This window comes from Streptomyces axinellae, from assembly GCF_039532135.1.
GTDB classification, from domain to species: domain Bacteria; phylum Actinomycetota; class Actinomycetes; order Streptomycetales; family Streptomycetaceae; genus Streptomyces; species Streptomyces axinellae.
The window spans coordinates 81,769-106,501 of record NZ_BAAARJ010000019.1; the positions used below are offsets into that span (position 1 = coordinate 81,769).

The 24,733-nt window shown below is 71.7% G+C and carries 22 protein-coding genes and 1 pseudogene; 9 read left to right on the top strand and 14 right to left on the bottom strand.

The genetic code is table 11. The features are described from left to right. Positions 1-76 precede the first annotated feature (76 nt). A complete protein-coding gene (locus tag ABD339_RS25905) occupies positions 77-1,198 on the top strand; it encodes a YihY/virulence factor BrkB family protein (RefSeq protein WP_344569277.1) in 1,122 nt (373 codons plus the stop codon). Positions 1,199-1,297: 99 nt separating this feature from the next. Here ABD339_RS25905 and ABD339_RS25910 read toward each other — a convergent pair whose 3' ends face one another. Next, positions 1,298-1,537: a chaplin gene (locus tag ABD339_RS25910; RefSeq protein WP_344569279.1), complete on the bottom strand. Its 240-nt coding sequence runs from the start codon at positions 1,535-1,537 to the stop codon at positions 1,298-1,300. 1,026 nt (positions 1,538-2,563) lie between these two features. Between ABD339_RS25910 and ABD339_RS25915 the strand changes: the two genes are divergently transcribed. After that, complete coding sequence (locus tag ABD339_RS25915) at positions 2,564-3,850, top strand: YeeE/YedE family protein (protein WP_344569147.1); 1,287 nt, start codon at positions 2,564-2,566, stop codon at positions 3,848-3,850. Between the two features lie 310 nt (positions 3,851-4,160). Continuing rightward, positions 4,161-5,711 (top strand): MFS transporter, encoded by a 1,551-nt coding sequence (locus ABD339_RS25920; protein ID WP_425576099.1) that lies wholly within the window; start codon positions 4,161-4,163, stop codon positions 5,709-5,711. Between the two features lie 68 nt (positions 5,712-5,779). Here the strand turns inward: ABD339_RS25920 and ABD339_RS25925 are convergent, their stop codons facing one another. Continuing rightward, a complete protein-coding gene (locus ABD339_RS25925; protein WP_344569148.1) occupies positions 5,780-5,998 on the bottom strand; it encodes a hypothetical protein in 219 nt (72 codons plus the stop codon). A 73-nt stretch (positions 5,999-6,071) separates the two neighbouring features. Here ABD339_RS25925 and ABD339_RS25930 point away from each other — a divergent pair, with 73 nt between their 5' ends. Beyond that, the gene (locus ABD339_RS25930; RefSeq protein WP_344569149.1) at positions 6,072-6,809 is read left to right on the top strand and encodes a class I SAM-dependent methyltransferase; all 738 of its coding nucleotides are present in this window, start codon (positions 6,072-6,074) and stop codon (positions 6,807-6,809) included. A 63-nt stretch (positions 6,810-6,872) separates the two neighbouring features. Here ABD339_RS25930 and ABD339_RS25935 read toward each other — a convergent pair whose 3' ends face one another. Continuing rightward, entirely contained in the window at positions 6,873-7,478 is a 606-nt protein-coding gene (locus tag ABD339_RS25935; protein ID WP_344569150.1) for a TetR/AcrR family transcriptional regulator, read from the bottom strand. Positions 7,479-7,779: 301 nt separating this feature from the next. Here ABD339_RS25935 and ABD339_RS25940 point away from each other — a divergent pair. Then, positions 7,780-8,526: pseudogene (locus ABD339_RS25940) on the top strand (DMT family transporter); the annotation flags it as partial. A gap of 229 nt (positions 8,527-8,755) precedes the next feature. Continuing rightward, on the top strand, positions 8,756-10,081 hold the full coding sequence (locus ABD339_RS25945) for a TerD family protein (RefSeq protein WP_344569283.1): 1,326 nt from the start codon (positions 8,756-8,758) through the stop codon (positions 10,079-10,081). A gap of 170 nt (positions 10,082-10,251) precedes the next feature. Here ABD339_RS25945 and ABD339_RS25950 read toward each other — a convergent pair whose 3' ends face one another. The 4 genes from ABD339_RS25950 to ABD339_RS25960 all read right to left on the bottom strand — a co-directional run bounded on the left by ABD339_RS25950 (position 10,252) and on the right by ABD339_RS25960 (position 12,290). Continuing rightward, positions 10,252-10,677, bottom strand: coding sequence for an SSI family serine proteinase inhibitor (locus ABD339_RS25950; RefSeq protein WP_344569151.1), 426 nt, complete (start codon positions 10,675-10,677; stop codon positions 10,252-10,254). Between the two features lie 95 nt (positions 10,678-10,772). Beyond that, complete coding sequence (locus ABD339_RS34035) at positions 10,773-10,850, bottom strand: hypothetical protein (protein ID WP_486388547.1); 78 nt, start codon at positions 10,848-10,850, stop codon at positions 10,773-10,775. Between the two features lie 161 nt (positions 10,851-11,011). Continuing rightward, on the bottom strand, positions 11,012-11,305 hold the full coding sequence (locus ABD339_RS25955; protein ID WP_344569285.1) for a GlsB/YeaQ/YmgE family stress response membrane protein: 294 nt from the start codon (positions 11,303-11,305) through the stop codon (positions 11,012-11,014). A 169-nt stretch (positions 11,306-11,474) separates the two neighbouring features. Then, complete coding sequence (locus tag ABD339_RS25960; protein ID WP_344569152.1) at positions 11,475-12,290, bottom strand: NAD-dependent epimerase/dehydratase family protein; 816 nt, start codon at positions 12,288-12,290, stop codon at positions 11,475-11,477. 440 nt (positions 12,291-12,730) lie between these two features. Here ABD339_RS25960 and ABD339_RS25965 point away from each other — a divergent pair, with 440 nt between their 5' ends. Both ABD339_RS25965 and ABD339_RS25970 read left to right on the top strand, forming a co-directional pair. After that, on the top strand, positions 12,731-13,705 hold the full coding sequence (locus ABD339_RS25965) for a 5-dehydro-4-deoxyglucarate dehydratase (RefSeq protein WP_344569287.1): 975 nt from the start codon (positions 12,731-12,733) through the stop codon (positions 13,703-13,705). Next, a complete protein-coding gene (locus ABD339_RS25970) occupies positions 13,705-15,003 on the top strand; it encodes a hypothetical protein (RefSeq protein WP_344569153.1) in 1,299 nt (432 codons plus the stop codon). Before ABD339_RS25965 ends, ABD339_RS25970 begins: the two co-directional genes overlap by 1 nt. A 234-nt stretch (positions 15,004-15,237) precedes the next feature. On the opposite strand, the gene ABD339_RS25975 is transcribed toward ABD339_RS25970, so the two are convergent. The 3 genes from ABD339_RS25975 to ABD339_RS25985 all read right to left on the bottom strand — a co-directional run bounded on the left by ABD339_RS25975 (position 15,238) and on the right by ABD339_RS25985 (position 18,928). Beyond that, a complete protein-coding gene (locus tag ABD339_RS25975) occupies positions 15,238-16,710 on the bottom strand; it encodes a peptidoglycan D,D-transpeptidase FtsI family protein (protein ID WP_344569154.1) in 1,473 nt (490 codons plus the stop codon). Between the two features lie 63 nt (positions 16,711-16,773). Continuing rightward, positions 16,774-18,081 carry an endonuclease/exonuclease/phosphatase family protein gene (locus tag ABD339_RS25980; RefSeq protein ID WP_344569155.1) on the bottom strand — a complete coding sequence of 436 codons (1,308 nt, stop codon included), beginning with the start codon at positions 18,079-18,081 and terminating at the stop codon, positions 16,774-16,776. Positions 18,082-18,157: 76 nt separating this feature from the next. Further along, complete coding sequence (locus tag ABD339_RS25985) at positions 18,158-18,928, bottom strand: IclR family transcriptional regulator (protein WP_344569156.1); 771 nt, start codon at positions 18,926-18,928, stop codon at positions 18,158-18,160. A 136-nt stretch (positions 18,929-19,064) separates the two neighbouring features. On the opposite strand from ABD339_RS25985, the gene ABD339_RS25990 reads away from it, so the two are divergent. Then, positions 19,065-20,576 carry an aldehyde dehydrogenase (NADP(+)) gene (locus ABD339_RS25990; protein ID WP_344569289.1) on the top strand — a complete coding sequence of 504 codons (1,512 nt, stop codon included), beginning with the start codon at positions 19,065-19,067 and terminating at the stop codon, positions 20,574-20,576. 67 nt (positions 20,577-20,643) lie between these two features. Here the strand turns inward: ABD339_RS25990 and thpD are convergent, their stop codons facing one another. From thpD to ectA, 4 genes are all read right to left on the bottom strand, one after another. Next, positions 20,644-21,543 carry an ectoine hydroxylase gene (thpD, locus tag ABD339_RS25995; protein WP_344569157.1) on the bottom strand — a complete coding sequence of 300 codons (900 nt, stop codon included), beginning with the start codon at positions 21,541-21,543 and terminating at the stop codon, positions 20,644-20,646. Positions 21,544-21,939: 396 nt separating this feature from the next. Next, positions 21,940-22,344 (bottom strand): ectoine synthase, encoded by a 405-nt coding sequence (locus ABD339_RS26000; protein ID WP_344569159.1) that lies wholly within the window; start codon positions 22,342-22,344, stop codon positions 21,940-21,942. Positions 22,345-22,445: 101 nt separating this feature from the next. After that, a complete protein-coding gene (ectB, locus tag ABD339_RS26005) occupies positions 22,446-23,714 on the bottom strand; it encodes a diaminobutyrate--2-oxoglutarate transaminase (protein WP_344569160.1) in 1,269 nt (422 codons plus the stop codon). Positions 23,715-23,838: 124 nt separating this feature from the next. After that, positions 23,839-24,357, bottom strand: a complete 519-nt coding sequence (ectA, locus tag ABD339_RS26010) for a diaminobutyrate acetyltransferase (protein ID WP_344569161.1) — start codon at positions 24,355-24,357, stop codon at positions 23,839-23,841. Between the last annotated feature and the right edge of the window lie 376 nt (positions 24,358-24,733).

Sequence of the window (24,733 nt, forward strand, 5' to 3'; positions counted from 1 at the left end):
GCGGCCCCCTGGGCGACTGGCCCGTCGCCGGCTTCGCCGTGCCCGGGTCAAATACAGGGACGTGCCCAAGCGGCGGATGGCATGGCTGCTGCTCAAGGACACGGTCAACTCCTGTATGGAATACCGGGTCCTCGGGCTGGCCGCCGAGGCCGCGTTCTTCACGCTGATCTCCATCCCGCCGCTCTTGCTGGGCCTGATCGGCCTCCTGGGCTACCTCGACTGGATAGGCGCCGACACGATCGAGTCACTGCGCAACAACTTCCTTGACGCGTCCGCCACCGTCTTGTCGGACAACGGCGTCGATCAGCTCGCCCGCCCGCTGATCGACGACGTGATCCGGGGCGGCGGCCCCGACGTCATCTCGCTCGGCTTCGCGCTGGCCCTGTGGTCGGGGTCACGTGCGGTGAACGTCTTCATCGACACCATCACCGTCATGTACGGGCTCGACGGGCGGCGCGGCATCGTCAAGACGCGCGTGCTCTCCTTCGGGCTGTACCTGGTGGCGCTGGTCATCGGCGCGGTGGCGCTGCCGCTGATGGTGGCCGGGCCCGACGCGGTGCTGCGGCTGGTGCCGCAGGCGGAGTGGGTCGTCACGGTCTTCTACTGGCCGGTGGTGCTGCTGCTGTCCATCGCCTTCCTCACCACGCTCTACCACGTGTCCGTGCCGGTGCGCTCGCCCTGGCGCGAGGACATTCCCGGCGCGCTGGTCGCCCTGGTGATGTGGGTGCTCGGCAGCTTCCTGCTGCGGCTCTACCTCACCAACACCGTGGAGGGGCCCACCATCTACGGCTCGCTGGCGGCACCCGTCGCCGTCCTGCTGTGGATCGGTGTGTCGGCCTTCGCCGTGCTGGTGGGCGCCGCCGTCAACGCGGCCATCGACCATGTGTGGCCCTCGGTCGCCACGGCGGCGGCCCGCCGTGCGAACGAGCGCCGCCGCGAGGAGGCGGCGGCCGAGGTGGTCGCCGCCGTCGCGGCCCGGCGTGCCCGGAGCGACGGTACGGACGACGGCGCGGACGACGCCCCCGCCGAATTCCCCGAACGCTGGACGAAGTTCCTGCCGCCCGGTGACATACGTGGCCGCCTCCACCGCCCCCGCGACCGGAACGGCCACGGCCGCGACGACGGCCATCGCGACGGCCATCGCGATGAGCACGGCGGCGGCCACCGGGGCGAGCACGGTGATGGTGACGGCGGCTGAAAACAGTCGGGACATGAGCGTGGCCCCCGGGAAAGGAACCGGGGGCCACGCGTGTGCGGAGGCGGGCCTGCCTTCGTGGAGCCGCCTCGCGCGGGTTTGTCAGTCGGCCGCGCAGGTGTTGCCGAAGGCCGGGTTGAGCAGCGCGATGGTGTCGATGGAGTTGCCGCAGAGGTTGACCGGGACGTGGAGGGGAACCTGGATCACGTTGCCCGAGAGCACACCGGGCGAGCCGGTCGCGCCGCCCGCCGCCCCGGAGTCGGCGGAGGCCAGTCCGGCACCGCCCAGCACGATGGCGCAGGCACCGGCCGCGGCAGCCGTGGTCCTCAGCATGTGAGCCATGTGAGCCATGAGTCGATCTCCTCAAATCCTGTTGCGGATGACGGTTCCTGGAGCAGGTGCGCGCGGGGCAGCCCTGCCGCCACGGTGGAACAAATCGTCAGGAACAGGGAGCATCCTCGCTGGACGTGCGCCCCACGGCGGGGCCGACACGGAGCGACCAACCCGTTCAGACGAACGAGAGGTCGACAAGCGGCACATGAGAACGGCGCGTCCGGCAGCCGGGACGGTGTCTGCCGCATCTCCCGCTGTTGACGGGAGGAACGCTCAACGACCGGGCGACGCCCCGCCCGTCGCGCGCACCGCCCCGGGGCCGGCCTCGGCAAACGCTCTCGGTCATCGAGGCCGGGGCCGACGCCGGGGGCGGTCCGGGACCGCCGCCGAACCGTGCGATTCGCCGGGCTGACGTCGGGCCGCGCGATCGCCCCGGGCGGCGCGGCGCCTTCCGCTCCGGGCAGGTGGCCCCCGCCTCGGACGGGCCCCGCTTCGCATGCCCGATCCCGTATGCGGCCGACTCGTATCCGTGCCGCAGCCGCAGCCGCATGCCGCGCGTCACGCCGCGCCGTGTCTCAATTCCGTGTCTCGCTGTATGAGACACGGAGGTATGGATTCCGGTGTCTCGATTACCGTGGCACGCATGTTCGGACCTGCGCGCCTGCGGGCGCTCGCGCTCACGCTCTTCGCGGCCACCGCGTGGAGCGTTGACGACGCGCTCTGTCGCCGCTGACGCCACCGCGCCGCGCGCCGCTCCGGACCCGCCGCCTCTCCCCGCGCCGTCTCCCGGCCCCACCCGTGCCCCACGCCCCCTGACCCCGCCGCCCGTCCGCCGGGCCGGGACGGCGGGCGGGCCGGTACGTACGGGCCGGGTGCGGGCCCGGCGGCTCCCGGTCCACGTTCCGCGCGGTGTCCGGGCGCCGCACCCCGCGCGGCGCCCCCGTACGCCCCCCGCCCCAGGGTGCGCGTACCGCCTGTCCCTGTCAGCCTCGCCTCCCCGGCGTTCCTCCTCCCGTACCCCGCACGGAGGTCCTCGTGACGACCGCTCCTCCCGCCGAGGCGCAGCCACCGGTCAGTACCGCGCTGCTGCCGCCCTCGCCCACCAGTGCCCCCGCGCCCGAGGCGGCGCCCGCGCCCGCCGTGCGGTGGCTGCCGCTCATCGTCGCCCTGGTCATCGGGCTCGCGCTGACCGGCTACGTCTGGGCGGCGCACGGCGCCAAGCCCGGCGTACTGCTGCTGCTCGGCATCGGCCTGGGCGTGGGTCTCTTCCACTCCCGGTTCGGATTCACCTCCGCCTGGCGGCAGTTGATCGCCGTGGGCAACGGCACCGGGCTGCGCGCCCACACGCTGCTGCTCGGGACGACCGCCACTCTCTTCGCGCTGATCATCGGCACCGGGAGCGGACTGTTCGGCTCCGTACCGGCCCCCAGTGCCGGACCCCTGGGCATCGGACTGCTGGTCGGGGCGTTCTTGTTCGCCGTTGGCATGCAGCTCGGCGGGGCCTGCGCCTCCGGCACGCTCTTCGCCGTCGGCTCGGGCCAGAGCACCATCGTGCTCACCCTCGGCGGTTTCATCGTCGGCTCGACCCTCGCCGCATGGCAGTACGGGCTGTGGAGCGGCCTTCCCGCCTTCGACCCGGTCCTCTTCTCCGACCACCTCGGCTGGGGCGGCTCGCTGGCGGTGACGCTGGCGGCGCTGGCGGCCGTCTTCTTCGTCTCGCGCCGGGTACAGGCACGGCGCAACCCGCCCCCGGTGGGCGCGCCGCCGTCCGCGCGCGGCGCCCTCGCCCGGGTGGTGCGCGGCTCCTGGCCGCTGCTCGCGGGCGCGCTGGTGCTCGCGGTGCTGGGCGGGGCCGTACTGCTGGTCTCGGGCGGCGCCTGGGGCATCACCAGCGCTTTCGCGCTGTGGGGCTCCAAGCTCGTGGGGGTGTTGGGGGGTTCGCCCGAGAGCTGGGCGTTCTGGCAGGAGCCGAAGAACGCCCCGCAGCTGGCCGGGCCCGTGCTGGCCGACAAGACCAGCCTCACCGACCTCGGCATCATGATCGGCGCCGCGGTCGCCGCCGCGGCCGGCGGCGTCTGGACGCTGCACCGGGGCATGCCGTGGCGTACGGCGGTGGCGGCCGTGCTCGGCGGGGTGCTGATGGGTATCGGCGCGCGGCTCGCCGGAGGGTGCAACATCGGGGCCTACCTGGCCGGAATCGCCTCCGGCAGCCTGCACGGCTGGATCTGGGGCGCCGTCGCACTCGTCGGCACCTGGGCCGGGCTGCGGCTGCGCCCGTACTTCGGCCTGGGCAACCCCAAGCCGGGGGACGGGGTCTGCTGACACTCCGCCGCCCGCGCTGAACGGACCCGCCTGTGTGCGGAACGGACCGCTCGCGCCGGGAGATGAGAGACAGGACGGCCGCCCGGCACACACCCCGCCGGGCGGCCGTCGCCGTGCGTACAGCGCCCCGGCCCGCGCGGTCCTCCCGTGCGGGACCGGTCCCCGGCCCGTGTCCGACCAGGCATCCGACCAGGCAGTGGCCACACATGGAGCCCGGCGAGTCCGGCAACCCGCCGGGGATCCGCTCCGTACGATCGGGCAGCAGATCCAGCCTTTCCGGTCATAGGGAACAAAGGGTGTGAACGCCGACGTGTCAAAGGCCCCGAGGACTTCGGACGAAGGATCAGGGGGCAGAGCCGCTGCCGCCCGCCAGGTGCCGCGCGCGGTGGCCGAGTTGCCCCGCCAGGTGCGCGACGAGCTGATGCGGCGGCTGCGCCACAAAGGCGGCCCGTTCACCAAGAGCGACGTACAGGTCGTCAAGGAGCCCATGCTCAAGAGGGCCGTCACCGCCTCGGCGCTCGGCAACTGCATGGAGTGGTTCGACTTCGGCGTCTACAGCTATCTGGCCGCCGACCTCGGCAGGGTCTTCTATCCCGGCGCCTCCGGCGCGGCGCAACTCCTCGCCTCCTTCGCCACCTTCGCCGCCGCCTTCGTGGTCCGCCCGCTCGGCGGACTGTTCTTCGGGCCGCTGGGCGACAAGGTGGGCCGGCAGAAGGTGCTGGCCACCACGATGATCCTGATGGCCTGCGGCACCTTCATGATCGGGTTCATCCCCGGTTACGCCACCATCGGGACCGCCGCGCCCGCGCTGCTGCTGTTCGCCCGGATGCTGCAAGGCTTCTCCACAGGGGGCGAGTACGGCGGCGCCACGACCTTCATCGCGGAGTTCTCCCCCGACCGCAGGCGCGGCTTCCTCGGCAGCTGGCTCGACTTCGGCACCTTCGTCGGCTACTCGATGGGCTCGGCGCTGGTGACCTTGCTCAACTTCCTGCTGACGGACAGCGAGATGATCGGCTGGGGCTGGCGCGTCCCCTTCCTGGTCGCCGGGCCGCTCGGCATCATCGGCCTCTACATGCGGCTCAAGCTGGAGGAGTCCCCGGCGTTCCAGAAGCAGTTGGACGAGCACGACCGGGTCGTCGCCGAACGGGAGTCCAGCAGGCACGAGTTCCGCACGATCTTCCTGCGCCACTGGCGCGTGCTGCTGATCTGCGTCGGGCTGGTGCTGCTCTACAACGTCACCAACTACATGGTGACCGGCTATCTGCCGTCCTACCAGACGGAAGTGCTGCACCGGAACGGCACCACCGCCGAAGTGCTGGTGCTCGTCGGCATGCTGTGGGTCGTCGTGCTGATCGTCTTCCTCGGCCGGCTCAGCGACCGCGTCGGACGCCGCCCCGTCTACCGCTGGGCGGCGATCGGCCAGATCGTGCTGGCGGTGCCCGCCTTCTTGCTCCTGCGCTCCGGCGGCTGGGTGCTGCCCGGGCTCGGGGTGCTGATCCTGGCCACCTTGCTGGCCGGATTCGCCGCACCCTCAGCGGCCACCTTGCCCGCGCTTTTTCCCACCAGCGTGCGCTACGCCGCGATGGGCATCGGCTTCAACTTCTCGGTCGCCGCCTTCGGCGGCACGACACCGCTGGTGACCGAGGCGCTGGTGCACCTGACCGGCAGCAGCCTGGTGCCCGGCTGCTATCTGATCGTCAGCGGGCTGATCGGGCTGGTCGCCGTGCACTTCATGCCGGAGAGCGCCGGAGTGCCGCTGCGCGGCTCACAGCCCATGGTCGCCTCCGAGCGGGAGGCCCAGGAGCTGATCTCCACCAGTCAGCAGCTCCAGACGATCCGCGAGAGCGGCCCCCGCTCCTGACGCCGGGCCCGCGTTCCTGACGTCCGGCCCGCACCCCGCGCGGCGGGTCGCGTACCCCGCGTGGCGGGTCACTCCGCCTCGTGGGCCCAGACCTCGTGGTTGCCGCCCTGCCAGTCGATGACCTCGTCGTCGTAGAGGTCGATGGTGGCGATGTCGAGGCCCGCGCGGCGGAGGAACTCGATCAGGTCGGTCAGCCCGTACGCCGTCCCCAGGGTCTCACCGTGCGCGGTGACACGGCGGCCACCCTCGGGGGCCGGCGGGTGCACGACGACGATGGGCGTATTCATACCCCCAGGCTGCGTCAGCGCGTCCCCGCCCGCACCTCGGAGCCACCGAGGCTTCAGGGGGTACCGTCTGGCCATGGCTGCTGCCCGCCCTCATGTGCACGGCTTCTGGGAAGCCGACGGCGCGACGAAGACGTTCACCCACGCGCTCGACCCCGAGCTGCTGTCCGCCTACATCCCCCGGGACGCCCGCGTCCTGGACTACGGCTGCGGATACGGCCGGCTCACCGCGCGGCTCGCGGCGCTCGGCTACGAGCGGGTCGTCGGCGTGGACCCGGCGCGGGCCATGATCGAGCGCGGTCGGCGCGAGAGCCCCTGGCTCTCCCTGCGCCACAGGCCCGCACTGCCCCTGCCCGAGGAGGACGGCTCGTACGACGCCGCGCTGCTGTTCGCCGTCCTCACCTGCGTACCCGACGACGACGGGCAGCGCGCGACGGTGGCCGAGCTGGCGCGGGTCATCAGGCCCGGGGGAGTGCTGTACGTCAGCGAGGTGCCGATCCAAAGCGACGAGCGCAACGTGAGCCGCTACACGCGCTACCGCGAGAGCGCCACCGCGCCGCTGCGCCCGTACGGCACGTTCACCACCCCCGACGGCGGATTCTTCCGGCACCACACCCCCGGCCACCTGCGCGCGCTGTTGGACGACCACGGCTTCGGCATCGCCGAGGAGCGCACCGGCACCGCCCCGACACTCAACGGCCACATCGCCGGATACCTCCAGCTGCTGGCCCGCAGGCGCGCCGACGGCGAGCCGCGCGGAGCCGGGGAAGCCGGGGTAGCCGGGGAAGCCGGGGAAGGCCGGACCCGGTCGTGATGCCCACGGCGCCGCGGGCATCGTGACGCGTACGGTGCCGCAGGGCAGCGTGACCGTGCTGCCTTATGGCGCCGTCGCGCGCTCCAGCGCCTCCTCGGCCAGCGCACGGGCCGTGCCCACCGGGTCGTCGGCCACGCCGAGCCCGTGCAGCACCGTCGCGCCCTCGTGCAGCAGCGACAGCTCATCGGCGAGGCGCTGGGCGCGGTCCGGGTCGCCGGCCCCGGCAGCCGCGCCCAGCTCGTAGAGATAGCCGCGCAGCCAGCGCTTCTGCTCCGTGACCGCCCGCCGCCCCGGATGGGCGGGGTCGGGGAGTTCGGCGGCGGCGTTGACGAAGCCGCAGCCGCGCGGATCGCGGCGGAGCATCCACTCGGCCAGCGCGTCGAAGGTGGCCAGCACCCGCTCGCGCGCGTCGCCCCCGTGCCCGTCCACCCACTCGGTCAGCCAGGCGCGCCAGCGCTGGTCGCGCTCGCGCAGATACGCCGCGATCAGCGCGTCCTTGCCGCCGAAGCGGTCGTAGAGCGTCTTCTTGGTGACCCCCGCCTCTTTGGCGATCAGATCGACGCCGACCGCGGTGATGCCGCGCTCGTAGAAGAGCGTGGCCGCCGCGTCGAGGATCTTCCGCGCGCCCGGGGTCAGTTCATCCGGTGGCGCCGTGCTCACCCTGCTCACTTCCCGCGCCTCTCCATCGTGTCCCCCTCGTGGTCTGCGCCGTCGGCCGGACGGCTTCCGGCGCCCTCGTGTGCACAGATCATTTGCATAAACCGATCTGTTTAGTCCATCCTACCGCGAGTACCAGTAAACAGATCGGTCTACCGTTTCCCGCCCGCCCCCAGGAGGCCCCGTGCCAGCCACACCCCCCTCTCCGGCGCCGACCCCGCCGGCCCCACCGGTCTCCGCGCCGGCCCCGGCAGCCGTGACCGCCCGTTCCGGAGGGCTCGCCTCGGCAGGTGCGTCCACCGGCCTGGTCGTCATGTGGAGTTCCGGCTTCATCGGCGCCGAACTCGGCACCCGGCTCACTGGCGCCGACACCCTCTTGATGTGGCGGTTCCTGGCCGCGAGCGCACTGCTGGGCGGCGCCTGGCTGCTGCTGCGGCGGCGCAGGCTGCCCGCCCGCGCCCTCGCCGAACAAGCCCGGATCGGACTGCTCTCCCAGGGGGTCTACCTCGGCTCCACCGTCTGGGCCGTCGGCCTGGGCGTGCCCTCGGGGACCTCCGCGCTGATCGCCGCGCTCCAGCCACTGGCCGCCGGAGCACTGGCCGGACGGCTGCTCGGCGAACGAATCTCCCGACGCCAGTGGGCCGGGCTCCTGGCCGGACTCGGCGGCGTCGCGCTCGTCGTACGAGACGACCTCGCGACGCCGGGCGCGGCCCCGGCGTGGGCGTACGCGCTGCCGTTCGCGGGTATGGCAGGGCTGCTCGCCGCCAGCTTCCTGGAGCGCGGTGCGCGCCACCCGCTGCCCGCCGCCGACGCGTTGCCGCTGCACTGCGTGGTGAGCGCGCTCCTCTTCTCCGCCGTCGCCTGCGCGCTGGGACACGCCACACCGCCCGCCACCTCCGGCGCCTTCTGGTTCGCCGTCGCCTGGGTCCTGGTGCTGTCCACCCTCGGCGGCTACGGCTTCTACTGGCTGAGCCTGCGCCGTGACGGAGTCACCCGCACCAGCGCGCTGATCTACCTCACCCCGCCGACGACGCTGCTGTGGGCGTACGCGATGTTCGGCGACGCCCCGGGCGGCGGCGCCCTGCTGGGCATGCTGGTGTGCGTGGGCGGAGTGGTGGCCGCGACGGCACGGCCCCGAGCCGGGGCGGCATCCCCGGCGGCCGGGGGCGCGCCTCCGGCCGCCGGGACGGGATCCACGGGGGCCGGAGCGGCGCCTGCGACGGCCGAGGCGGCATCCTCGGCAAAGGAACCGCAAAGCGTGGCCGGTCGTTACCCCCGGCATGACGGCAATGACTCCCGGCTCCAACCTTCCGCTGACCGCGCCACGCGTGGCGGTGGATGTGACCGCACCCACCAAGCTCGACATCTCGGCCCTGCTGCTGGGCCCCGAGGGCAAGGTGCGTTCGGACGACGATTTCGTCTTCTACAACCAGCCCAGCGCACCCGGCGTGACCCACAGCACCGGTGCCGCTGACTCCATCACCGTGGAGACCGGGGCGGTTCCCGCCGACATCGCGAAGGTCGTCGTCACCGCGAGCCTGGACAGCGGTGCCACCTTCGCGGGCACGGAACCCACGGCCACGGTGCGCGACGCCGCGACGAACGCGGTGCTCGCCACCTTCACCCCGCCCCGTCTCGGCACGGAGACGGCCTTGCTGGTGGTGGAGCTGTACCGCAGGAACGACGTCTGGAAGGTGCGAGCGGTGGGCCAGGGTTACGCCAACGGCCTGGGCGGCATCGCCTCCGACTTCGGGGTGAATGTGGAGGAGCCGGCCCCACCGGCTCCCACCCCTTCGGCTCCTACCCCTTCGGCTCCCACACCTTCGGCTCCCACCCCTTCGGCTCCTACCCCTTCGGCTCCCACACCTTCGGCCCCGGCCGCCCCGGTGGCGCCCTCAGCTCCTGTGGCCCCCGCACCCCAGGCGCCGGTTCCGGCAGCCTCCACCGCGCCCTTCGCTCCCTCTGCCCCCTTCGCCCCCTCCGCGCCTCCGACGGCACCTGCGGCGCCCCCGGCCCCCGCCCCGGCCGGGAAGATCAACCTGGACAAGGGGAGGGTCAGCCTCCAGAAGAATCAGACGGTCTCCCTCGTCAAGGGCGGTCGGCCGCTGCTCAGTTCGGTCCGGATGGGCCTCGGCTGGGAGCCCGCCTTCCGCGCGGGCAAGCGCCCGCGGGACATCGACCTGGACGCCTCGGTCATCGCCTACGACGCCAACCGCAAGAAGATCGACTCCTGTTACTTCGGCAAGCTCGCGATCCTGGGCGGCGTCATCCAGCACTCGGGCGACAACCTCACGGGCGAGGGCGGGGGAGACGATGAGGTCATCACCGTCCATCTCGGCGATCTGCCGCCGCAGGTCACGGGCCTGGTCTTCACGGTGAACTCCTTCTCGGGCCAGAAGTTCACCGAAGTGGCGAAGGCGTACTGCCGGCTGCTCGACGGCTCGGGCGCCGAGCTGGTCCGCTTCGACCTCAGCCACTCCGAGCCCCGCACCGGCGTCCTCATGGCCAAGTTCGTACGGCAGTTCACCGGCGAGTGGGACATGACGGCCCTCGGTGAGTACGTGGACTCCCGTACGGTGCGCGGCATGGTCAAGCCCGGGGCCGCGGCGCTGTGACAGCCAGGACGCCGTGACGGCCACGGCGTGGTGACGGCCACGGCGTGGTGACGACACGGAAGGGCGGGCCCGCGCGGCGCGGGCCCGCCCTCGTCGGGAGTCACGGAGGCCGTTGAGCTGTGGGCCTCCTTCGGTCTCCGGACGCCGAGGACCGCGCAAGGCGGAGAGCGTCAGAAGTCGAAGACCGGTCCGGTGGCCGCGTGCAGGGTGCAGGCGTTGGAGAAGGTCTTCTGCCAGCTGACGGGCCGGCCCCCATGCGTGCCCCGCGCGCTCACCGTCACCGGGTCGTACTCCTTGGTGCACCGGCCTCGGCCGCCCGGCAGGGACTCGGGGTTGCCGCCGGCCCGGTCCAGGGCCGCGCACGCCTCGCCTGCGCGGGGGTGGCGTCCGTGCGGGGCCGGCTCGCATTCCAGCGTCACTCCACGGATCCAGGTGTGTCCGGACCCCGAAACGGTGAGGAAGACGCCCTTGGCGTCGTGCGGGCCCCGCGGCCCGGCAGCGGCGGCCGGACCAGCGAGTGCCGGGAACGGAAGGACGAGGGCCGCGGCGGCCACCGCGGCCCCGCGGAGGGGGCGGGAGAAATGTCGTGTGCTCATGCCCGGACAACGAGACGGAGCGGGCCCCGACACCGAAGGGCCTCCCGTGTGCGCGGTGCACGCGGGAGGCCCTTCGGCTCGGTGGCCCGTTCAGTTCAGGACTGCGGACGGCTGCCGTGGTTGGCGGCGTTGCCGCGGCGGGCCTTCTTCTTGCGGCGGCGCTTGGAAGACATGGGCGCCTCCTCTCACTGCGATACGTACAGGGTTCTCCGCGTTTCTACCACTTCACCCCGCTTGCTGTCCGGCCGATCAAGGTCCGGACCGGCCGGGATCGGAACCGGGTCCGGAACCGGGATCGAGCCGGGCGCAGGACCAGCTCAAGATCAGCTCAGGGTCAGCGGCGGTCGCGGGAGTTGCCGAAGAGAAGACGGTAGGCGATCAGGAGTACCAGAGAGCCCGCGACCGCGGCGACCCAGAGACTCGGATCGACGAAGTTGTTGTCTATCGGGCGGTCCAGGAAGGTCGCCGAGAGCCAGCCGCCGAGGAAGGCGCCCGCGATCCCGATGAGCACGGTGCCGACCACGCCGCCGGGGTCGCGGCCCGGCAGCAGGATCTTGGCGATGGTGCCCGCGATCAGCCCCAGGATGATCCAGCTCAGCACGCCGGAGTGGACCAGGTCCGAGAGCATGTCCGAGCCCGAGGACGAGTCGGAGCCGGAGTCGGCGAGCAGGGTCAGGTGGGCGAACTGCGTGGCGGACATACGAAGGGGCCTCCCCGTGGCTGATCGGTTGCCGACCCATCATGCCCCGTACCCCTCGGGGCGTGAGCAGCCGCCCCGTCGCGGTCTCCGTGCGGCCTCAGTGGGGCCACTGGGGCGGGTGGGTGCAGAAGTGACCGCCCAGGTGGGCCTGGTCCGGCTGTGAGGGGTCCAACTCGCCGTGTTTCTCGATCAGTTCGGCGGCGTACGGCTCCGAGTCGTCCTGGGGCTCGTACCCCAGTGCGCGCGCCGACGTCAGGTCCCACCACAGGCGGGTGTTGGCGGAGGAGCCGTAGACGACGGTGTGGCCCACATCCCCGGCCGTCAGCGCGGCGTGGAAGAGCCGGGCGCCGTCGGCGGGGCTCATCCACATCGACAGCATCCGCACCGAGGTCGGTTCGGGGAAGCAGGAGCCGATGCGCACCGAGACCGTCTCGATGCCGTGCAGGTCCCAGTAGAGCTGCGCGAGGTCCTCGCCGAAGGACTTGGACAGGCCGTAGAAGGTGTCGGGCCGCCGTGGCGCCGTCACGGGGACGCGGGGCGCGCCCTCCTCGGGTACGGGGGTGAAGCCGACCACGTGGTTGGAGGAGGCGAAGACGACCCGGCGTACGCCCTCGGCGCGGGCAGCCTCGTACAGCGCGTGCGTGCCACGGATGTTGGCGGAGAGAATCCGCTCGAACGAGGACTCCAGTGAAATCCCCGCCAGGTGGAGGATCGCGTCCGCCCCGCGCACGGCGGAGCGGAGCGTCTCGCTGTCCGCCGTGGCCAGGTCCACGCCGAGCGAGCCCGGCTCGTCGGGGAGGGGGTGCAGGTCGAGCAGTCGCAGCCGGTAGCCGTAGGAGGGCAGCAGCTCGCGCATCAGCGTGCCGACGCCGCCTGCGGCGCCTGTGAGCAGGACGGTACGGGGTGCGGGCATCGACGGAATCTCCATCTGTAAACGCGATTCACATATATGGGGAAAGGATAGGGAAACGCTAAGGAGCGCCTCCGTCCGCGTCAAGGGAGCGGCGCCGGGACTCGGGTGAAAGGGTTCGTCGGCCGACTCGGGGGCGGGCCGGCTCGAAGACGGACTCGATCGGCGGGCTCGAACGGTGGGCCGGATCGGCGGGCTCGAATGGCGGGTGCCCTGCCGACGGGGTGCGGGGTGGGGCACGGGTGGAGTGGTGAAGTCCGCGCGCAGGGCGCCGACTTCGGCCTTGACCGGGGCCAACTCGCTGGCTTAGCGTGGCAGTTGTTCAGGAACATGGATGCGGATCAGAGACGTGCACGGCGGGGAACGGCTGCTCTGCGCTTGTCCGTCGCCGTCAGGCTGTGACCCGACCTGCCAAGGAGCGCCGCATGCCCTCGTCCCGGCCCATGTCCCAGCCCTCGTCCCGGCCCGACCCCACCTCGATCCGCCCCGTGCGTCCGCTCACCGAGCGGGTCGGCGGCCTGCTCTTCTTCCCCGTCACCGCCTTCGCCCCGGACGGCTCCCTCGACCTCGACGTCTTCCGCACCCATGTGCGCGACGGCATCGAGGCGGGCGCCGGAGCGGTCTTCGCCTGCTGCGGCACGGGGGAGTTCCACGCGCTCGCGCCGGAGGAGTTCCGGGACTGCGTGGCGGTCGCCGCCGAAGAGGCGGACGGCAGGGTTCCGGTCTTGGCGGGGGTGGGCTACGGAACAGCGCTGGCCGCCGAGTTCGCCGCACTCGCCGAAGAAGCGGGCGCCGACGGCCTGCTGGCCATGCCGCCGTACCTCGTCGTACCCGACCAGGAAGGACTGCTGCGGCACTACACCGCACTGGCCGAGGCCACCTCCTTGGACCTCGTCGTCTACCAGCGCGACAACGCCGTCTTCACCCCCGGCACCGTCGTCGAACTGGCCCGGCACCCCGGCATCGTCGGACTCAAGGACGGCTACGGCGACTCCGGCCTGATGCAGCGGGTCATCACCGCCGTGCGCCGCGCCGGCCTGGAGCGGGACTTCCTCTACTTCAACGGGCTGCCCACCGCCGAACTCACCGGCCTCTCCTACCGCTCCCTCGGCGTGCTCCTCTACTCCTCCGCCGTCTTCTGCTTCGCGCCCGAGATCGCCCTCGCCTTCCACAAAGCGCTCGACTCCGGCGACGACGCCACCGTTCACGCGCTCCTCGACGGCTTCTACGTACCGCTGGTCGAACTGCGCGACCAGGGCAAGGGATACGCCGTCTCGCTGGTCAAGGCGGGGGTGCGGCTGCGCGGCCTGGAGGTGGGCGAGGTCCGCCCGCCGCTGGCCGAACCCGCGCCCGCACATGTGAAGGAGCTGGCCGCGCTCATCGAGCGCGGCCTGGAACTGGCCGGAGCCGCCCGCTGATGCGAGCCGCCGCCTTCGTCTACCCCTGGGACATCATCGGAGACCCCGAGGCCCCCGGGCGGCTCGCCGCCCTCGGCATCCAGCAGGTCACCCTCGCCGCCGCCTACCACTCCACTCGCGCCCTCACCCCCCGCCACCCGCGCCACCGCGTCGTCACCGCACGGCACTCAGCGGTCCTCTACCCGCCCGGGGAACACCGCTGGCCGTCCGGCGCGCCCCGCCCCTACCTCCAGGACTGGCTGCCGAGCGAGGACCCCGGCGGGCCCTACGCGGAAGCGGCGCGCGCACTGACCGCCGCCGGGCTCGACATCCACTCGTGGGTGGTGCTCGCGCACAACTCCCGCCTGGGCGAGGACTTCCCGCACACCAGCGTCCGCAACGCATACGGCGACCGCTACCCCTGGGCGCCGTGCGTGGCGCGTCCCGAGGTGCGCTCCTACGCGGTGGCCCTCGCGGCCGAGGCAGCCGTACGGCCCGGCACCGGCACGCGCGGCACCGAACTGGAGTCCTGCGGCTGGTACGGCTTCGCCCACCTGCACGCCCACGACAAGGTCGCCGGGATACCGCTGGACGCGGTGGGCGCGGCGCTGATGTCCCTGTGCTTCTGCGACGTGTGCGAGACGGGGTACGCGGAACTGGGCGGGGACCCCGAACGGCTGCGCCGCGACGTACGCGCGGCGCTGGATCCGCTGTGGCGCGGCGAGGAACCCGGAGCAGGCTCCGCACCGGGCGGGGCAGGCACCGCGCCGGGCGCGGATGGCAGAGCGGGGGAGCGCGTGGCCCTCCGCGCGCTGCTCGGTGCTGAGAACTCCGCGCTGTTCGCCACCTGGCGCGGTGCGGCGGCCGGCCGCCTCCAGCGCGAGGCGGTCGCCGCCGTACGACAGGAGGCGGCACGGGAGGCGGGCGGCGGCACGGCGGACTTCCGGGTCCTCCTGCACGCCGACCCCGCCGCCCACCGTACCGGCGCCAACGCGGGCACCGACCCTGCGGAGGTGCTGGCGCACGCCGACGGGGTGGTCGTACCGTGCCCCGGCGGCGCGCGGGGGGCGGACGAACGGGCCGACGCGCTGGGGCCGTTCGCGGCGCAGGCGGGCAGCGCGACGACGCTCGCCGCGAACTTCACCGTCGTCTCCGGTATGGGCGGCTCCCCCGGCACCCTCGCCGCCGACGCCGCACACGCGGGGTCGCTCGGCGCGACCGAGCTCCGCCTCTACCACGCCGGCCTCGCCTCGGCACCCGACCTGAAAACCACAGCCCGGCAACTGGACGCCCTGCGTGGCTCGCTCGCGCCGCGATAGCCGCTTCCGCTCCGGGGCGTCGGGGTGTCCTCGGCGCCGCCGGGCTCCGCCGTTGTGGTTGTTCGCCGTTGCGGCGCAAAGGGGGAGGGTGGCCTCCCCATCCGGCAGCGGGGCCCCTTGTCCCGTCGCGACGGGGCGGCCCCGCCGAGGCGGCGATACCTCGTCCCGCAGCCCCACCGGTAGGTGGGGAAAGCCGCTCCACCGGGAGGTGGGAAACCTCCGGCGCCGGCCGGATCAGCGAAGGGCGGCCCGCATCATCTTTTCCGCGATGGGGGCCGCCAGGCCATTCCCGCTGACCTCGGCGCGGGCCGCGTCGGAGTCCTCGACCATCACGGCCACGGCCACCTTCTTGCCGGAGTCGCTCTTGGCGTAGGAGGTGAACCAGGCGTACGGCGTCCCGCTGTTGTCCACGCCGTGCTGGGCCGTGCCGGTCTTGCCGCCGACGGTGACGCCGTCGATCTTCGCGTTGCTGCCGGTGCCCTTGTCGACCACGGTCTCCATGGCGGACTGGAGCTGCTCGGCGTTGTCCTGGCTCATCACCCGGTGCGAGCCGGGGTTCTCGTAGGAGCGCAGCGTGGCGCCGCCCGAGTCCTGGACCTGGGAGACCATGTGCGGGTCCACCAGTTCGCCGCCGTGTGCGATGGCCTGGGAGACCATGGCCATCTGGAGCGGGGTCGCGGTGACGTCGTACTGTCCGATGCCGGACAGCCCGGTCTGCGCCGCGTCCATCTTCTTCGGGAAGCGGCTCTCGGACGCGCGGACGGGCACGTCCTGCTTGCTGTCGTTGAAGCCGAACTTCTCCGCCTGCGCCCGCACCTTCTTCTGGCCCAGGTCGGTGGCCAGCTTGGCGAAGACGTTGTTGCACGAGTAGCGCAGCGCGGTGCGCAGGGAGGCGTTCTCGCAGGGTGCGGCGGTGTTCTCGTTCTTGAGCACCGTGGAGGTGCCCTTGAGGGTGTACGGGTCGGGGCTGTGGGTCGGCTCGTCCACCGAGGAGTACAGGCCGTCTTCCAGGGCCGCCGCCGCGACGACGAGCTTGAACGTCGAGCCGGGCGGGACGGACTGGCGCAGCGCGCGGTTCAGCGTGGGTTTGTCGTCGTCCTTGTCGTTGCCGTCGCGCGCGGTGAGCGCGTTCCACGCGGCGGTGTCGTCCTTGCCGCTGCCGCTGATGGCCGAGGGGTCGAAGGACGGGGTGGAGACGGCGCCGAGGATCTCGCCGTTGTCGGGGTCGATGGCGACGGCCGCGCCCTTCTTGCCGTTCAGCGCCTGGTAGCCGGCGCGCTGGACACCGCTGTCGATCGTGGTGAGCACATTGCCGGGCTTGGCCTGTTTGCCGGTGAGCATGTTCAGGGGGTTCTGGAGCCGGTCGTCGGTGCCGTCGAGCACGTCCTGGTAGATGCCCTCCAGCTGGGTCCAGCCGCGCACCTGGGAGGCGAAGCCGGTGACCGGCGCGTAGAGCGGGCCGTCGGTGTAGGTGCGCTGGTAGCGCAGGTCACCGCCGTCCTCGGAGCGCTTGGAGCCGGTGACGGGCTTGCCGCCCACGATGATGTCCCCGAACGGGTGGCCGTACTGCTCGATGGCGTTCCGCCGGTTCTTGTCGCTGTCCGCGAGTGCCTGGCCGTCCACCACCTGCATCCAGGTGAGCCGCGCCAGCAGCGCCATCACCAGGAGCAGGGTGACCGTGCCCGCTCGCCTGATTGTCCTGTTCATCCTGTACGAGAACGCGATCCGTGACGGACCGGGTTCCTCAGTCCAGGACTTCTCAGGACATTTTCATCTCTTCGCGGCTGCGGCTGCGGCTGCGGCCCGGTGACCGGCTGGGCGTGGTGAGGGGCTGGGTGCGGGGGTCGCCGCAGTAGGCGCGGGCGCCACCGTCAGATCGGTGACGACCGCTCCGTGGTCGGAGTAGAACTGCCCGGCCGGGTGGGAGGGCAGCCGCTTGTCCACGGTGAAGGAACGGCGCACGCGCAGGCCCTGCCCCCTGGCGAAGATGAAGTCGATGCGTTCGGGGGTGACCCGGTGCTTCCGCTTGAGCGGGCTCCAGGTGCTGCCCGGATGTGTGCACACGTCCGGGTGCGCCGTGCGGTAGGTGTCGCGGAAGCCCGCTTCGGTGATCAGCCGGGTCGTCCGCAGGTCGTAGGAGAGCCCGTAGCGGCGCGGGCAGCGCGCCCACCGGGCCGACCAGTCCGAGGCGGCGACGGTGTTGAGGTCGCCCGCCATCAGCACGGGTGAGCGGTCGTCCCGGAGCATGGCCGGGAGCTGTCGGTCCAGGATGTCCCGCAGCTGAGGGAGCTGTCTGCGCTGCTCGGCGTCTGCGACCTGGGCCCGGGTGTGGGGGAGCGGCCGTCCCGCCTTGGCGGCCTTGGCGTTGCGGTTCACCATGTTGCCGATCCAGGGGCGCGAGAAGGACAGCCAGGTGTCCACGAGGTTGAGCCGCCGGCCGTTCGGGAGGGCCACGCGTGCCCCGCCCGTGTTGAAGCCGGTGGCGGCGACGCGGGTGCGCGGCTTGGGGAAGACGTTCACCACCTTGTAGCGGGTGAAGAGCCACAAGTTGTCCCTGCTCGGCCCCCGCCCGCCCCTGGTGACCTGCACCGCGCGGTAGCTGCCCTGGCCCGCGCGCCGGGTGAGGGCGCGGCGGATGGCCTCGCCGGAGCCGTAGGTCTCGATGGCGAAGAAGATGTCGGGCTTCAGCGCGACGACCTGGTCGAGGAGCAGCCGCAGGTTCTCGCGGCCTCCGAGGGCCCGGTCCCTGCCGCCGTGCCGGATGTTCCAGGACAGCACCCGCACCGGCCGGTCCGCCGCCGGCCCGGCGGCCGGCGGCGGGTGGCCGGAGGACGCCGATGCCGGTGCGGGCGAGGGGGCGGGTGTCGCGGCCGGTGCCGGGGCCGACGCCGAGGCCGCGGACAGGGCCGACGCCGCGGACGGGGCTGCCGCCGCCGACGGGAGCAGCAGCGCGCCGCTCGCGAGGGTGAGGGCGCAGCTCAGTGTGGTGGCTGTACGGCCCGGGTGTCCGGTGCTTCGGCCGGCGCGTCGGCCGGCGCTGCGGTAGGTGTGCCGTTTCTTCCCGTATGTGCTCCGCATGCCGGGATTGGACCAGCGGGCCATGCCGAAGAAAAGATTCCGCGCCGGGGGCGGCCGGATCGGCCGCCCGAGCCCCTCACAGCCTCCGGGTGGCGTGCATCAGGCGGTCCTTCGCGTCGAAGAGCGCGTCCTTGATCATCTGCTCGTGCGCCGGGGTCAGCCGGGCCACCGGCACCGAACAGCTGATCGCGTCGCGGGCCGGGGTGCGGTACGGGACGGCGATGCCGAAGCAGCGCAGCCCCAGCGTGTTCTCCTCCCGGTCCACCGCGTAGCCCTGTTCCCGTACCAGGTGCAGCTCCTCGATGAGCTTCTCGCGGTCGGTGAGGGTGTGCTCGGTCAACTGCGCCAGGCTCTCCGGCAGCATCTCGCGCACCTGCTCATCCGGGTAGGTGGCCAGCAGCGCCTTGCCGAGCGAGGTCGAGTGCGCGGGCAGCCGCCGCCCGACGCGGGTGAAGGGGCGCAGATAGTGCTGGGACTGGCGGGTGGCCAGGTAGACGACGTTGGTGCCGTCCAGGCGTGCCAGGTGGATCGTTTCGGCGGTGTCGTCGGAGAGCCGGTCGAGGGTGGGCCGGGCGGCGGCCACCACCTCGTCGCCGTCGATGTAGGAGGTGCCGACCAGCAGGGCCCGTACGCCGATGCCGTACCGGGTGCCCGTCGCGTCCGTCTCCACCCAGCCGAGGTCCACCAGCGTGCGCAGCAGCATGTAGAGGCTCGACTTCGGGTAGCCGACGGCCTCCTGGACGGTGGCGAGCGCGTGCATGCCGGGCCGCCCCGCGAAGAACTCCAGCAACTCCACCGTCCGCACGGCCGACTTGACCTGCGAACCCCCCGCCTCGGTACCCGACATCGACCTTGACCTCTCTGTTCGGACAGTCCTAGAGTCCCTGCTGAATTCATCTACAGGGATGTTGTTCAGCATACCGAACAAGGTCGCTGTGGGGGCCGGATCTCCCAGGAGGACTCCCGTGGCAGCAGCAGTACCAGTGTGGAGCGTTGACCCCCGGACCGGGAAGCGCCGCGAACGCGTGACCGACGAGGCCACCGCCCCCGACGTGGACGCCGCTGTTCAGGCCGCGCACGCCGCGCTGCCCGCGCTCGCCGACCGCACCACGCGCGCCGCCTTCCTGCGCGCCGCCGCCAAGCGGCTGGAGGCCGCGCGCGAGGAGATCGTCAGCACCGCCGACGCCGAGAGCGCGCTGGGCGAGCCCCGGCTCTCCGGTGAACTCGGGCGCACCACCGGGCAGTTGCGTGCCTTCGCCGACGAGATCGAGGACGGCGGCTACCTCGGCGTCATCATCGACCACGCCGACGCGACGCTCGCCCCGCCCCGCCCCGACCTGCGCCGCTACAAGCTCCCGATCGGCGTCGTGGCCGTCTACGCGGCCTCCAACTTCCCGCTCGCCTTCTCCGTGCCCGGCGGTGACACCGCCAGCGCGCTCGCCGCCGGCTGCCCCGTCGTCGTCAAGGCGCACCCCGACCACCCCGCGACCTCCGCGCTGTGCGGCGCCGCGCTGCGTGCGGCAGCCGCCGAGAGCGGGCTTCCGGAGGATGTGGTCAGCGTCGTGTACGGCTTCGACGCCGGGGTCGAACTGGTGCGGCATCCGCTGGTCGCAGCCGCCGGGTTCACCGGCTCGGTCCGTGGCGGCCGGGCACTGTACGACGCGGCAGCGGCCCGCCCCCGCCCCATTCCCTTCCACGGCGAACTCGGCTCCCTCAACCCCGTCGTGGTCACCCCGGCGGCCGTCGCCGAGCGCGCCGAGGCGATCGGCGAGGGCCTGAGCGGATCGATGACACTGGGCACGGGCCAGTTCTGCGTCAAGCCCGGCCTCGTCTTCGTCCCGGCGGGGGAGGACGGCGACCGGATGCTCGGCACGCTCACCGAGCGCCTGAACGCGGCGGCCCCCGGACACCTGCTCGACGACCGGATGCGCGAGGCGTTCCTCGACGGGGTCGCGGCCCGCTCGGCCCTGGGACCGGTCGAAACTCCCGTCACCCCCCAGACCGGTGACGACGGAAGAGCGGTGCGGCCGGGACTGCTCACCGTCACCGCCGACGCGCTCGGCGACGAGCACGAACTGCTGCTGGAGGAGTGCTTCGGACCGGTGACCGTCGCCGTGCGCTACGGCGACCAGAGCGAGGTCGAAGAGGTGCTCGACCGGCTCGGCGGAAGCCTCACGGCAACCGTGCACCTGGGAGAGGCGGAGGCCGCGGGCACGGACGGGGCTGCCACCGCCCTGCTCGCGCGGCTGACCCCGCTGGCCGGCCGGGTACTGGTCAACGGCTGGCCCACCGGCGTGGCCGTCGCCACCGCACAGCACCACGGGGGGCCGTACCCCGCCACGACCTCGACCTCCACCTCCGTGGGGGCGACCGCCATCGAGCGCTGGCTGCGGCCGGTCGTCTACCAGGACACCCCCGGGCCGCTGCTGCCGCCGGAACTGCGCGACGACAACCCGCTGGGGCTGCCGCGCCGGATCGACGGCCGCCGCGAGTGAGCCGGAAAGCGTTGGAGGGGCGGGAGCGAGAACACGCTCCCGCCCCTCCAACGAACCGACCGCCCTACTACTTCACAGGCGCGAAGTCACGTGCCCCGATGAACTCGGGGCGACGGACCGGCGCGGCGAAGGGCTCCACCGCTTCGTTCTCCACGCTGTTGAAGACGATGAAGACATTGCTCCGCGGGTACGGAGTGATGTTGTCACCGCTCCCGTGCATGCAGTTGCAGTCGAACCAGGTCGCCGAGCCGGCCTTGCCCGTGAACAGCTTGATGCCGTGTGCGTCGGCGAACTTGGTCAGGGCCTCGTCGGACGGGGTCCCCGCGTCCTGCATCTGCAGCGACTTCTTGTAGTTGTCCTTCGGCGTCTCGCCCGAGCAGCCGAGGAAGGTCGTGTGGGACCCCGGCATGATCATCAAGCCGCCGTTGGTGTCGTAGTTCTCGGTCAGGGCGATCGAGACCGACACGGTCCGCATGTTCGGCAGACCGTCCTCCGCATGCCAGGTCTCGAAGTCGGAATGCCAGTAGAAGCCCGTGGCGCCGAAACCCGGCTTGACGTTGATCCGGGACTGGTGGACATAGACGTCCGAGCCCAGGATCTGCCGCGCCCTGCCCACGACCCGCGGGTCCCGCACGAGCTGTGCGAAGACCTCGCTGATCTTGTGCACCTCGAACACGGTCCGGATCTCCTCCGACTTCGGCTCGACGATCGAGCGTTCGTCCGAGCGGATCTCCGGATCCGAGGTGAGCCGTTCCAGTTCCGCGCGCAGGGTGTCCACCTCGTCGGAGGTGATCAGCTCGTCGATCGCGAGGAACCCGTCCCGCTCGAAGTCCGCCAGGTCCGTGGCCCCGATGGGCCCTGGAGTACCCGGTTCGGACCACACGACGGGATCCATCCGCGGGGTGGCCACCTCGGTGGTTCCGCGAGTCGGGTACAGGTCGGCGGTGTGCTCGGGTGCGGTGGTCATGGTGGTGCCTTCCTCTCCTCTCGTACGGCCCTGTCCAGTGGGCGAAACAGCTAGTGCCCCTCCCGGTAAGCCTTGCCCCGTCGCGCCGCCCGGCACGCACTCCCCCGAGCTCTACGAGCAGGGGGCGCCCCCAGCGGCGTTGGCCGAAAGCCCTGGTAGCTCCTTCTCCAAGCTCTCAACTCCTCTCCCGGCCTTCGGCCGGGAGGTGCCCCCCAGAGCAGGGGAGACCCCAATCAAGGACTTCCGGCCGCCTTGTGATCGCACGCTGCCCCACGCTCGGCTCCGCTCGCGCGGGCGGTGCCCCCGCGACGACGCTCCTCGACGGGCGGACATTGCCGTTCACGGCACAAGGAGCGGACCGGCACGGCCGGTCCGCGGCCCTGCTGGAACTGTGGCTCAGTCCCCGTCGGGCTCGGTGAGCAGCGGGTAGACGCCGTTCTCGTCGTGATCCTCCCGGCCTGTGACGGGCGGGTTGAAGACACATACGCACCGGAAGTCCGTCTTGGGGCGCATCGTGTGCTTCTCGTGCCCGTCGAGGAGGTACATCGTGCCGGGAGAGATCCAGTGCTTCTCGCCGGTTTCCTCGTTGGTGAGTTCCGCCTCACCCTCAACGCAGAGTACGGCCTCTATGTGGTTCGCGTACCACATCGACGTCTCCGTACCCGCGTAGAGCGTCGTCTCGTGCAGGGAGAAGCCCACGCGCTCCTTGGCGAGCACGATGCGCTTGCTCTCCCACGTGCCCGAAGCCGCCTTGACGTGGCGGTCGGTGCCCTCGATTTCCCTGAAAGAACGAACGATCACGGTCTGCTGGTGCCTTTCTCTCATCCTGCCCCGGAGGGCCGGTCATTACTACGGAACCGGCCCGCCCCGGGGTACCCGGGACGGGCCGCGTCAGGCGTGTGCTAGACGGTTTCGCGCACGGCGCGTGCCAGGATGCGCAGACCCTCGTCCAGCTCCTCGGGGGTGATGGTCAGCGAGGGCAGCAGCTTGACGACCTCGCTCTGCGGCCCCGAGGTCTCGATGAGCAGGCCCAGGTCGAAGGCGCGGCGCGCCACGGTGTTGGCCAGGCTCTTGTTGTGGAACTCCAGGCCCCACACCAGCCCGCGGCCCCGGAAGTTGACGATCTCGGCGGCGTGCTCCTCGGCGATGGCCTTGAGCGCGGCCTCGACCTGCTCGCCGCGCGCCAGGGTCTGCTTCTCCATCTGGCCGTCGGCCCAGTAGGTCTGGAGCGCGGCGGTGGCGGTCACGAAGGCCGGGTTGTTGCCACGGAAGGTGCCGTTGTGCTCGCCCGGCTCCCAGATGTCCAGCTCCGGCTTGAACAGCGTGAGGGCCAGGGGCATGCCGTAGCCGCCGATGGACTTCGACAGCGTGATGATGTCCGGCTCGATGCCCGCCTCCTCGAAGGAGAAGAAGGCACCCGTGCGGCCACAGCCCATCTGGATGTCATCGACGATCAGCAGCATGTCGTGCCGCTTGCACAGGTCCGAGAGCGCGCGCAGCCACTCGGCGCGGGCGACGTTGATGCCGCCCTCGCCCTGCACGGTCTCCACGATCACGGCGGCCGGCTTGTTGAGCCCGGAGCCCTGGTCCTCCAGCAGCCGCTCGAACCAGATGAAGTCCTCGGTGGCGCCGTTGAGGTAGTCGTCGAACGGCATCGGCGTGCCGTGCACCAGCGGGATGCCCGCACCGGCGCGCTTGAAGGCGTTGCCGGTGACCGCGAGCGAGCCCAGCGACATACCGTGGAAGGCGTTGGTGAACGAGACGATCGACTCGCGGCCCTTGACCTTGCGGGCCAGCTTGAGCGCGGCCTCCACGGCGTTGGTGCCGGTCGGGCCGGGGAACATCACCTTGTGGTTCATGCCGCGCGGCTTGAGGACCGTCTCGGAGAACGTCTCCAGGAAGGCCCGCTTGGCGCTGGTGCTCATGTCCAGCCCGTGGACGACCCCGTCCCGCTCCAGGTAGTCCAGGAGGGCTCGTTTGAGTACGGGGTTGTTGTGGCCGTAGTTGAGCGTGCCCGCTCCGGCGAAGAAGTCGAGGTAGGTGTGGCCGTCCTCGTCGTACATGTGGGCGCCCTGGGCCCGGTCGAAGATGGTGGGCCAGCCACGGCAGTAGCTGCGCACCTCCGACTCCACGGTCTCGAAGACGCTGAGGTCCGGCTGGGTGATGGTCACGGCTTGCTCCTGGGAGTGAGTTGCGTGAGAAGGAAGTCTTTGGGGGGATGGGCCGGCGACGGTGCCGATACCCGCGTGGGGACGTGGCATGCCGGCGGGCCGGAGTGCGGAAAGGCCGCGTACGTCAGCGCCGCGCCCCGGCGCCGGGAAACACGACCGGTCCTATCCGGTACAGCACCTCCGGCTCGTGCCCGTCCTCGGGGAACAGGCCGGCGTCGAAGAGCACCTCTTTGGCGACCGCTGCCGAGTGGCGCCGGCCATAGGAGGCGAACAGCCGGTTGGAGGGGGTGTTGTCCGGGGTGACCGTGGTCTCGATGCTGTCGATACCGGACTCCTCTGCGACACGGAGTGTCAGCCCGTCGAGCATCGCGGCTGCCAGCCCCCGGCCACGGGCCGTCGCGTCCACGGCGACCTGCCAGATGACGAGGGTGCCGGGCCGCTGGGGGCGGAGGTAGCCGGTGATGAAGCCGGCCGGCTCGCCGTTGCCGTCCCGGGCGACGACCGAGGTGGCCGCGAAGTCGCGGCACCACAGCAGGTAGCTGTACGAGGAGTTCAGGTCGAGGGTCCCGGAGTCGCGGGCGATGCGCCAGATCGCGGCTCCGTCCTCCACACGAGGCGTGTCGAGCTTCAGTCCCTCCGGCATTTCCAGGAAATCGCTATGGGCACGTGCATGGTCTGCTTGTGCGGCGGTCATGCGAATTCAATTTACCCAGCGGAATCCGAAACTGCACGGGGGTGCGGGGTTACGTGAGAGGGGCACATTGTGATATCGCGCGGGGGCGCGCAGGCGCGCAACACCCCCCTTTCCGCCCGGCAAATGCGCGGAATTGTCCGGATATAGCAGACCAGTTGTGGAGTACGTCACAGTGGGATAACGGTGGTGTGACGCGTCCGAATTGCAGCTGCCGAGGCCCCTGGAATCTCGGTGTTTGAGGTGAAGGAAAGCGGGCAGGAGAACGAGGAAACCTGTACTCGGAAAAGCGCCCGAATTGCATCCTAATCCCGTGCGCAAGATGCTG

Excerpts from the sequence above, each read along its gene's own strand:
- ABD339_RS25905 (WP_344569277.1), top strand. The coding sequence starts at position 77 with ATGGCATGGCTGCTGCTCAAGGACACGGTCAACTCCTGTATGGAATAC.
- ABD339_RS25910 (WP_344569279.1), bottom strand. The coding sequence starts at position 1,537 with ATGGCTCACATGCTGAGGACCACGGCTGCCGCGGCCGGTGCCTGCGCC.
- ABD339_RS25925 (WP_344569148.1), bottom strand. The coding sequence starts at position 5,998 with ATGAATACGCCCATCGTCGTCGTGCACCCGCCGGCCCCCGAGGGTGGC.
- ABD339_RS25930 (WP_344569149.1), top strand. The coding sequence starts at position 6,072 with ATGGCTGCTGCCCGCCCTCATGTGCACGGCTTCTGGGAAGCCGACGGC.
- ABD339_RS25945 (WP_344569283.1), top strand. The coding sequence starts at position 8,756 with ATGACTCCCGGCTCCAACCTTCCGCTGACCGCGCCACGCGTGGCGGTG.
- ABD339_RS25950 (WP_344569151.1), bottom strand. The coding sequence starts at position 10,677 with ATGAGCACACGACATTTCTCCCGCCCCCTCCGCGGGGCCGCGGTGGCC.
- ABD339_RS34035 (WP_486388547.1), bottom strand. The coding sequence starts at position 10,850 with ATGTCTTCCAAGCGCCGCCGCAAGAAGAAGGCCCGCCGCGGCAACGCC.
- ABD339_RS25955 (WP_344569285.1), bottom strand. The coding sequence starts at position 11,305 with ATGCTCTCGGACCTGGTCCACTCCGGCGTGCTGAGCTGGATCATCCTG.
- ABD339_RS25960 (WP_344569152.1), bottom strand. The coding sequence starts at position 12,290 with ATGCCCGCACCCCGTACCGTCCTGCTCACAGGCGCCGCAGGCGGCGTC.
- ABD339_RS25965 (WP_344569287.1), top strand. The coding sequence starts at position 12,731 with ATGTCCCAGCCCTCGTCCCGGCCCGACCCCACCTCGATCCGCCCCGTG.
- ABD339_RS25970 (WP_344569153.1), top strand. The coding sequence starts at position 13,705 with ATGCGAGCCGCCGCCTTCGTCTACCCCTGGGACATCATCGGAGACCCC.
- ABD339_RS25975 (WP_344569154.1), bottom strand. The coding sequence starts at position 16,710 with ATGAACAGGACAATCAGGCGAGCGGGCACGGTCACCCTGCTCCTGGTG.
- ABD339_RS25980 (WP_344569155.1), bottom strand. The coding sequence starts at position 18,081 with ATGCGGAGCACATACGGGAAGAAACGGCACACCTACCGCAGCGCCGGC.
- ABD339_RS25985 (WP_344569156.1), bottom strand. The coding sequence starts at position 18,928 with ATGTCGGGTACCGAGGCGGGGGGTTCGCAGGTCAAGTCGGCCGTGCGG.
- thpD (WP_344569157.1), bottom strand. The coding sequence starts at position 21,543 with ATGACCACCGCACCCGAGCACACCGCCGACCTGTACCCGACTCGCGGA.
- ectA (WP_344569161.1), bottom strand. The coding sequence starts at position 24,357 with ATGCCGGAGGGACTGAAGCTCGACACGCCTCGTGTGGAGGACGGAGCC.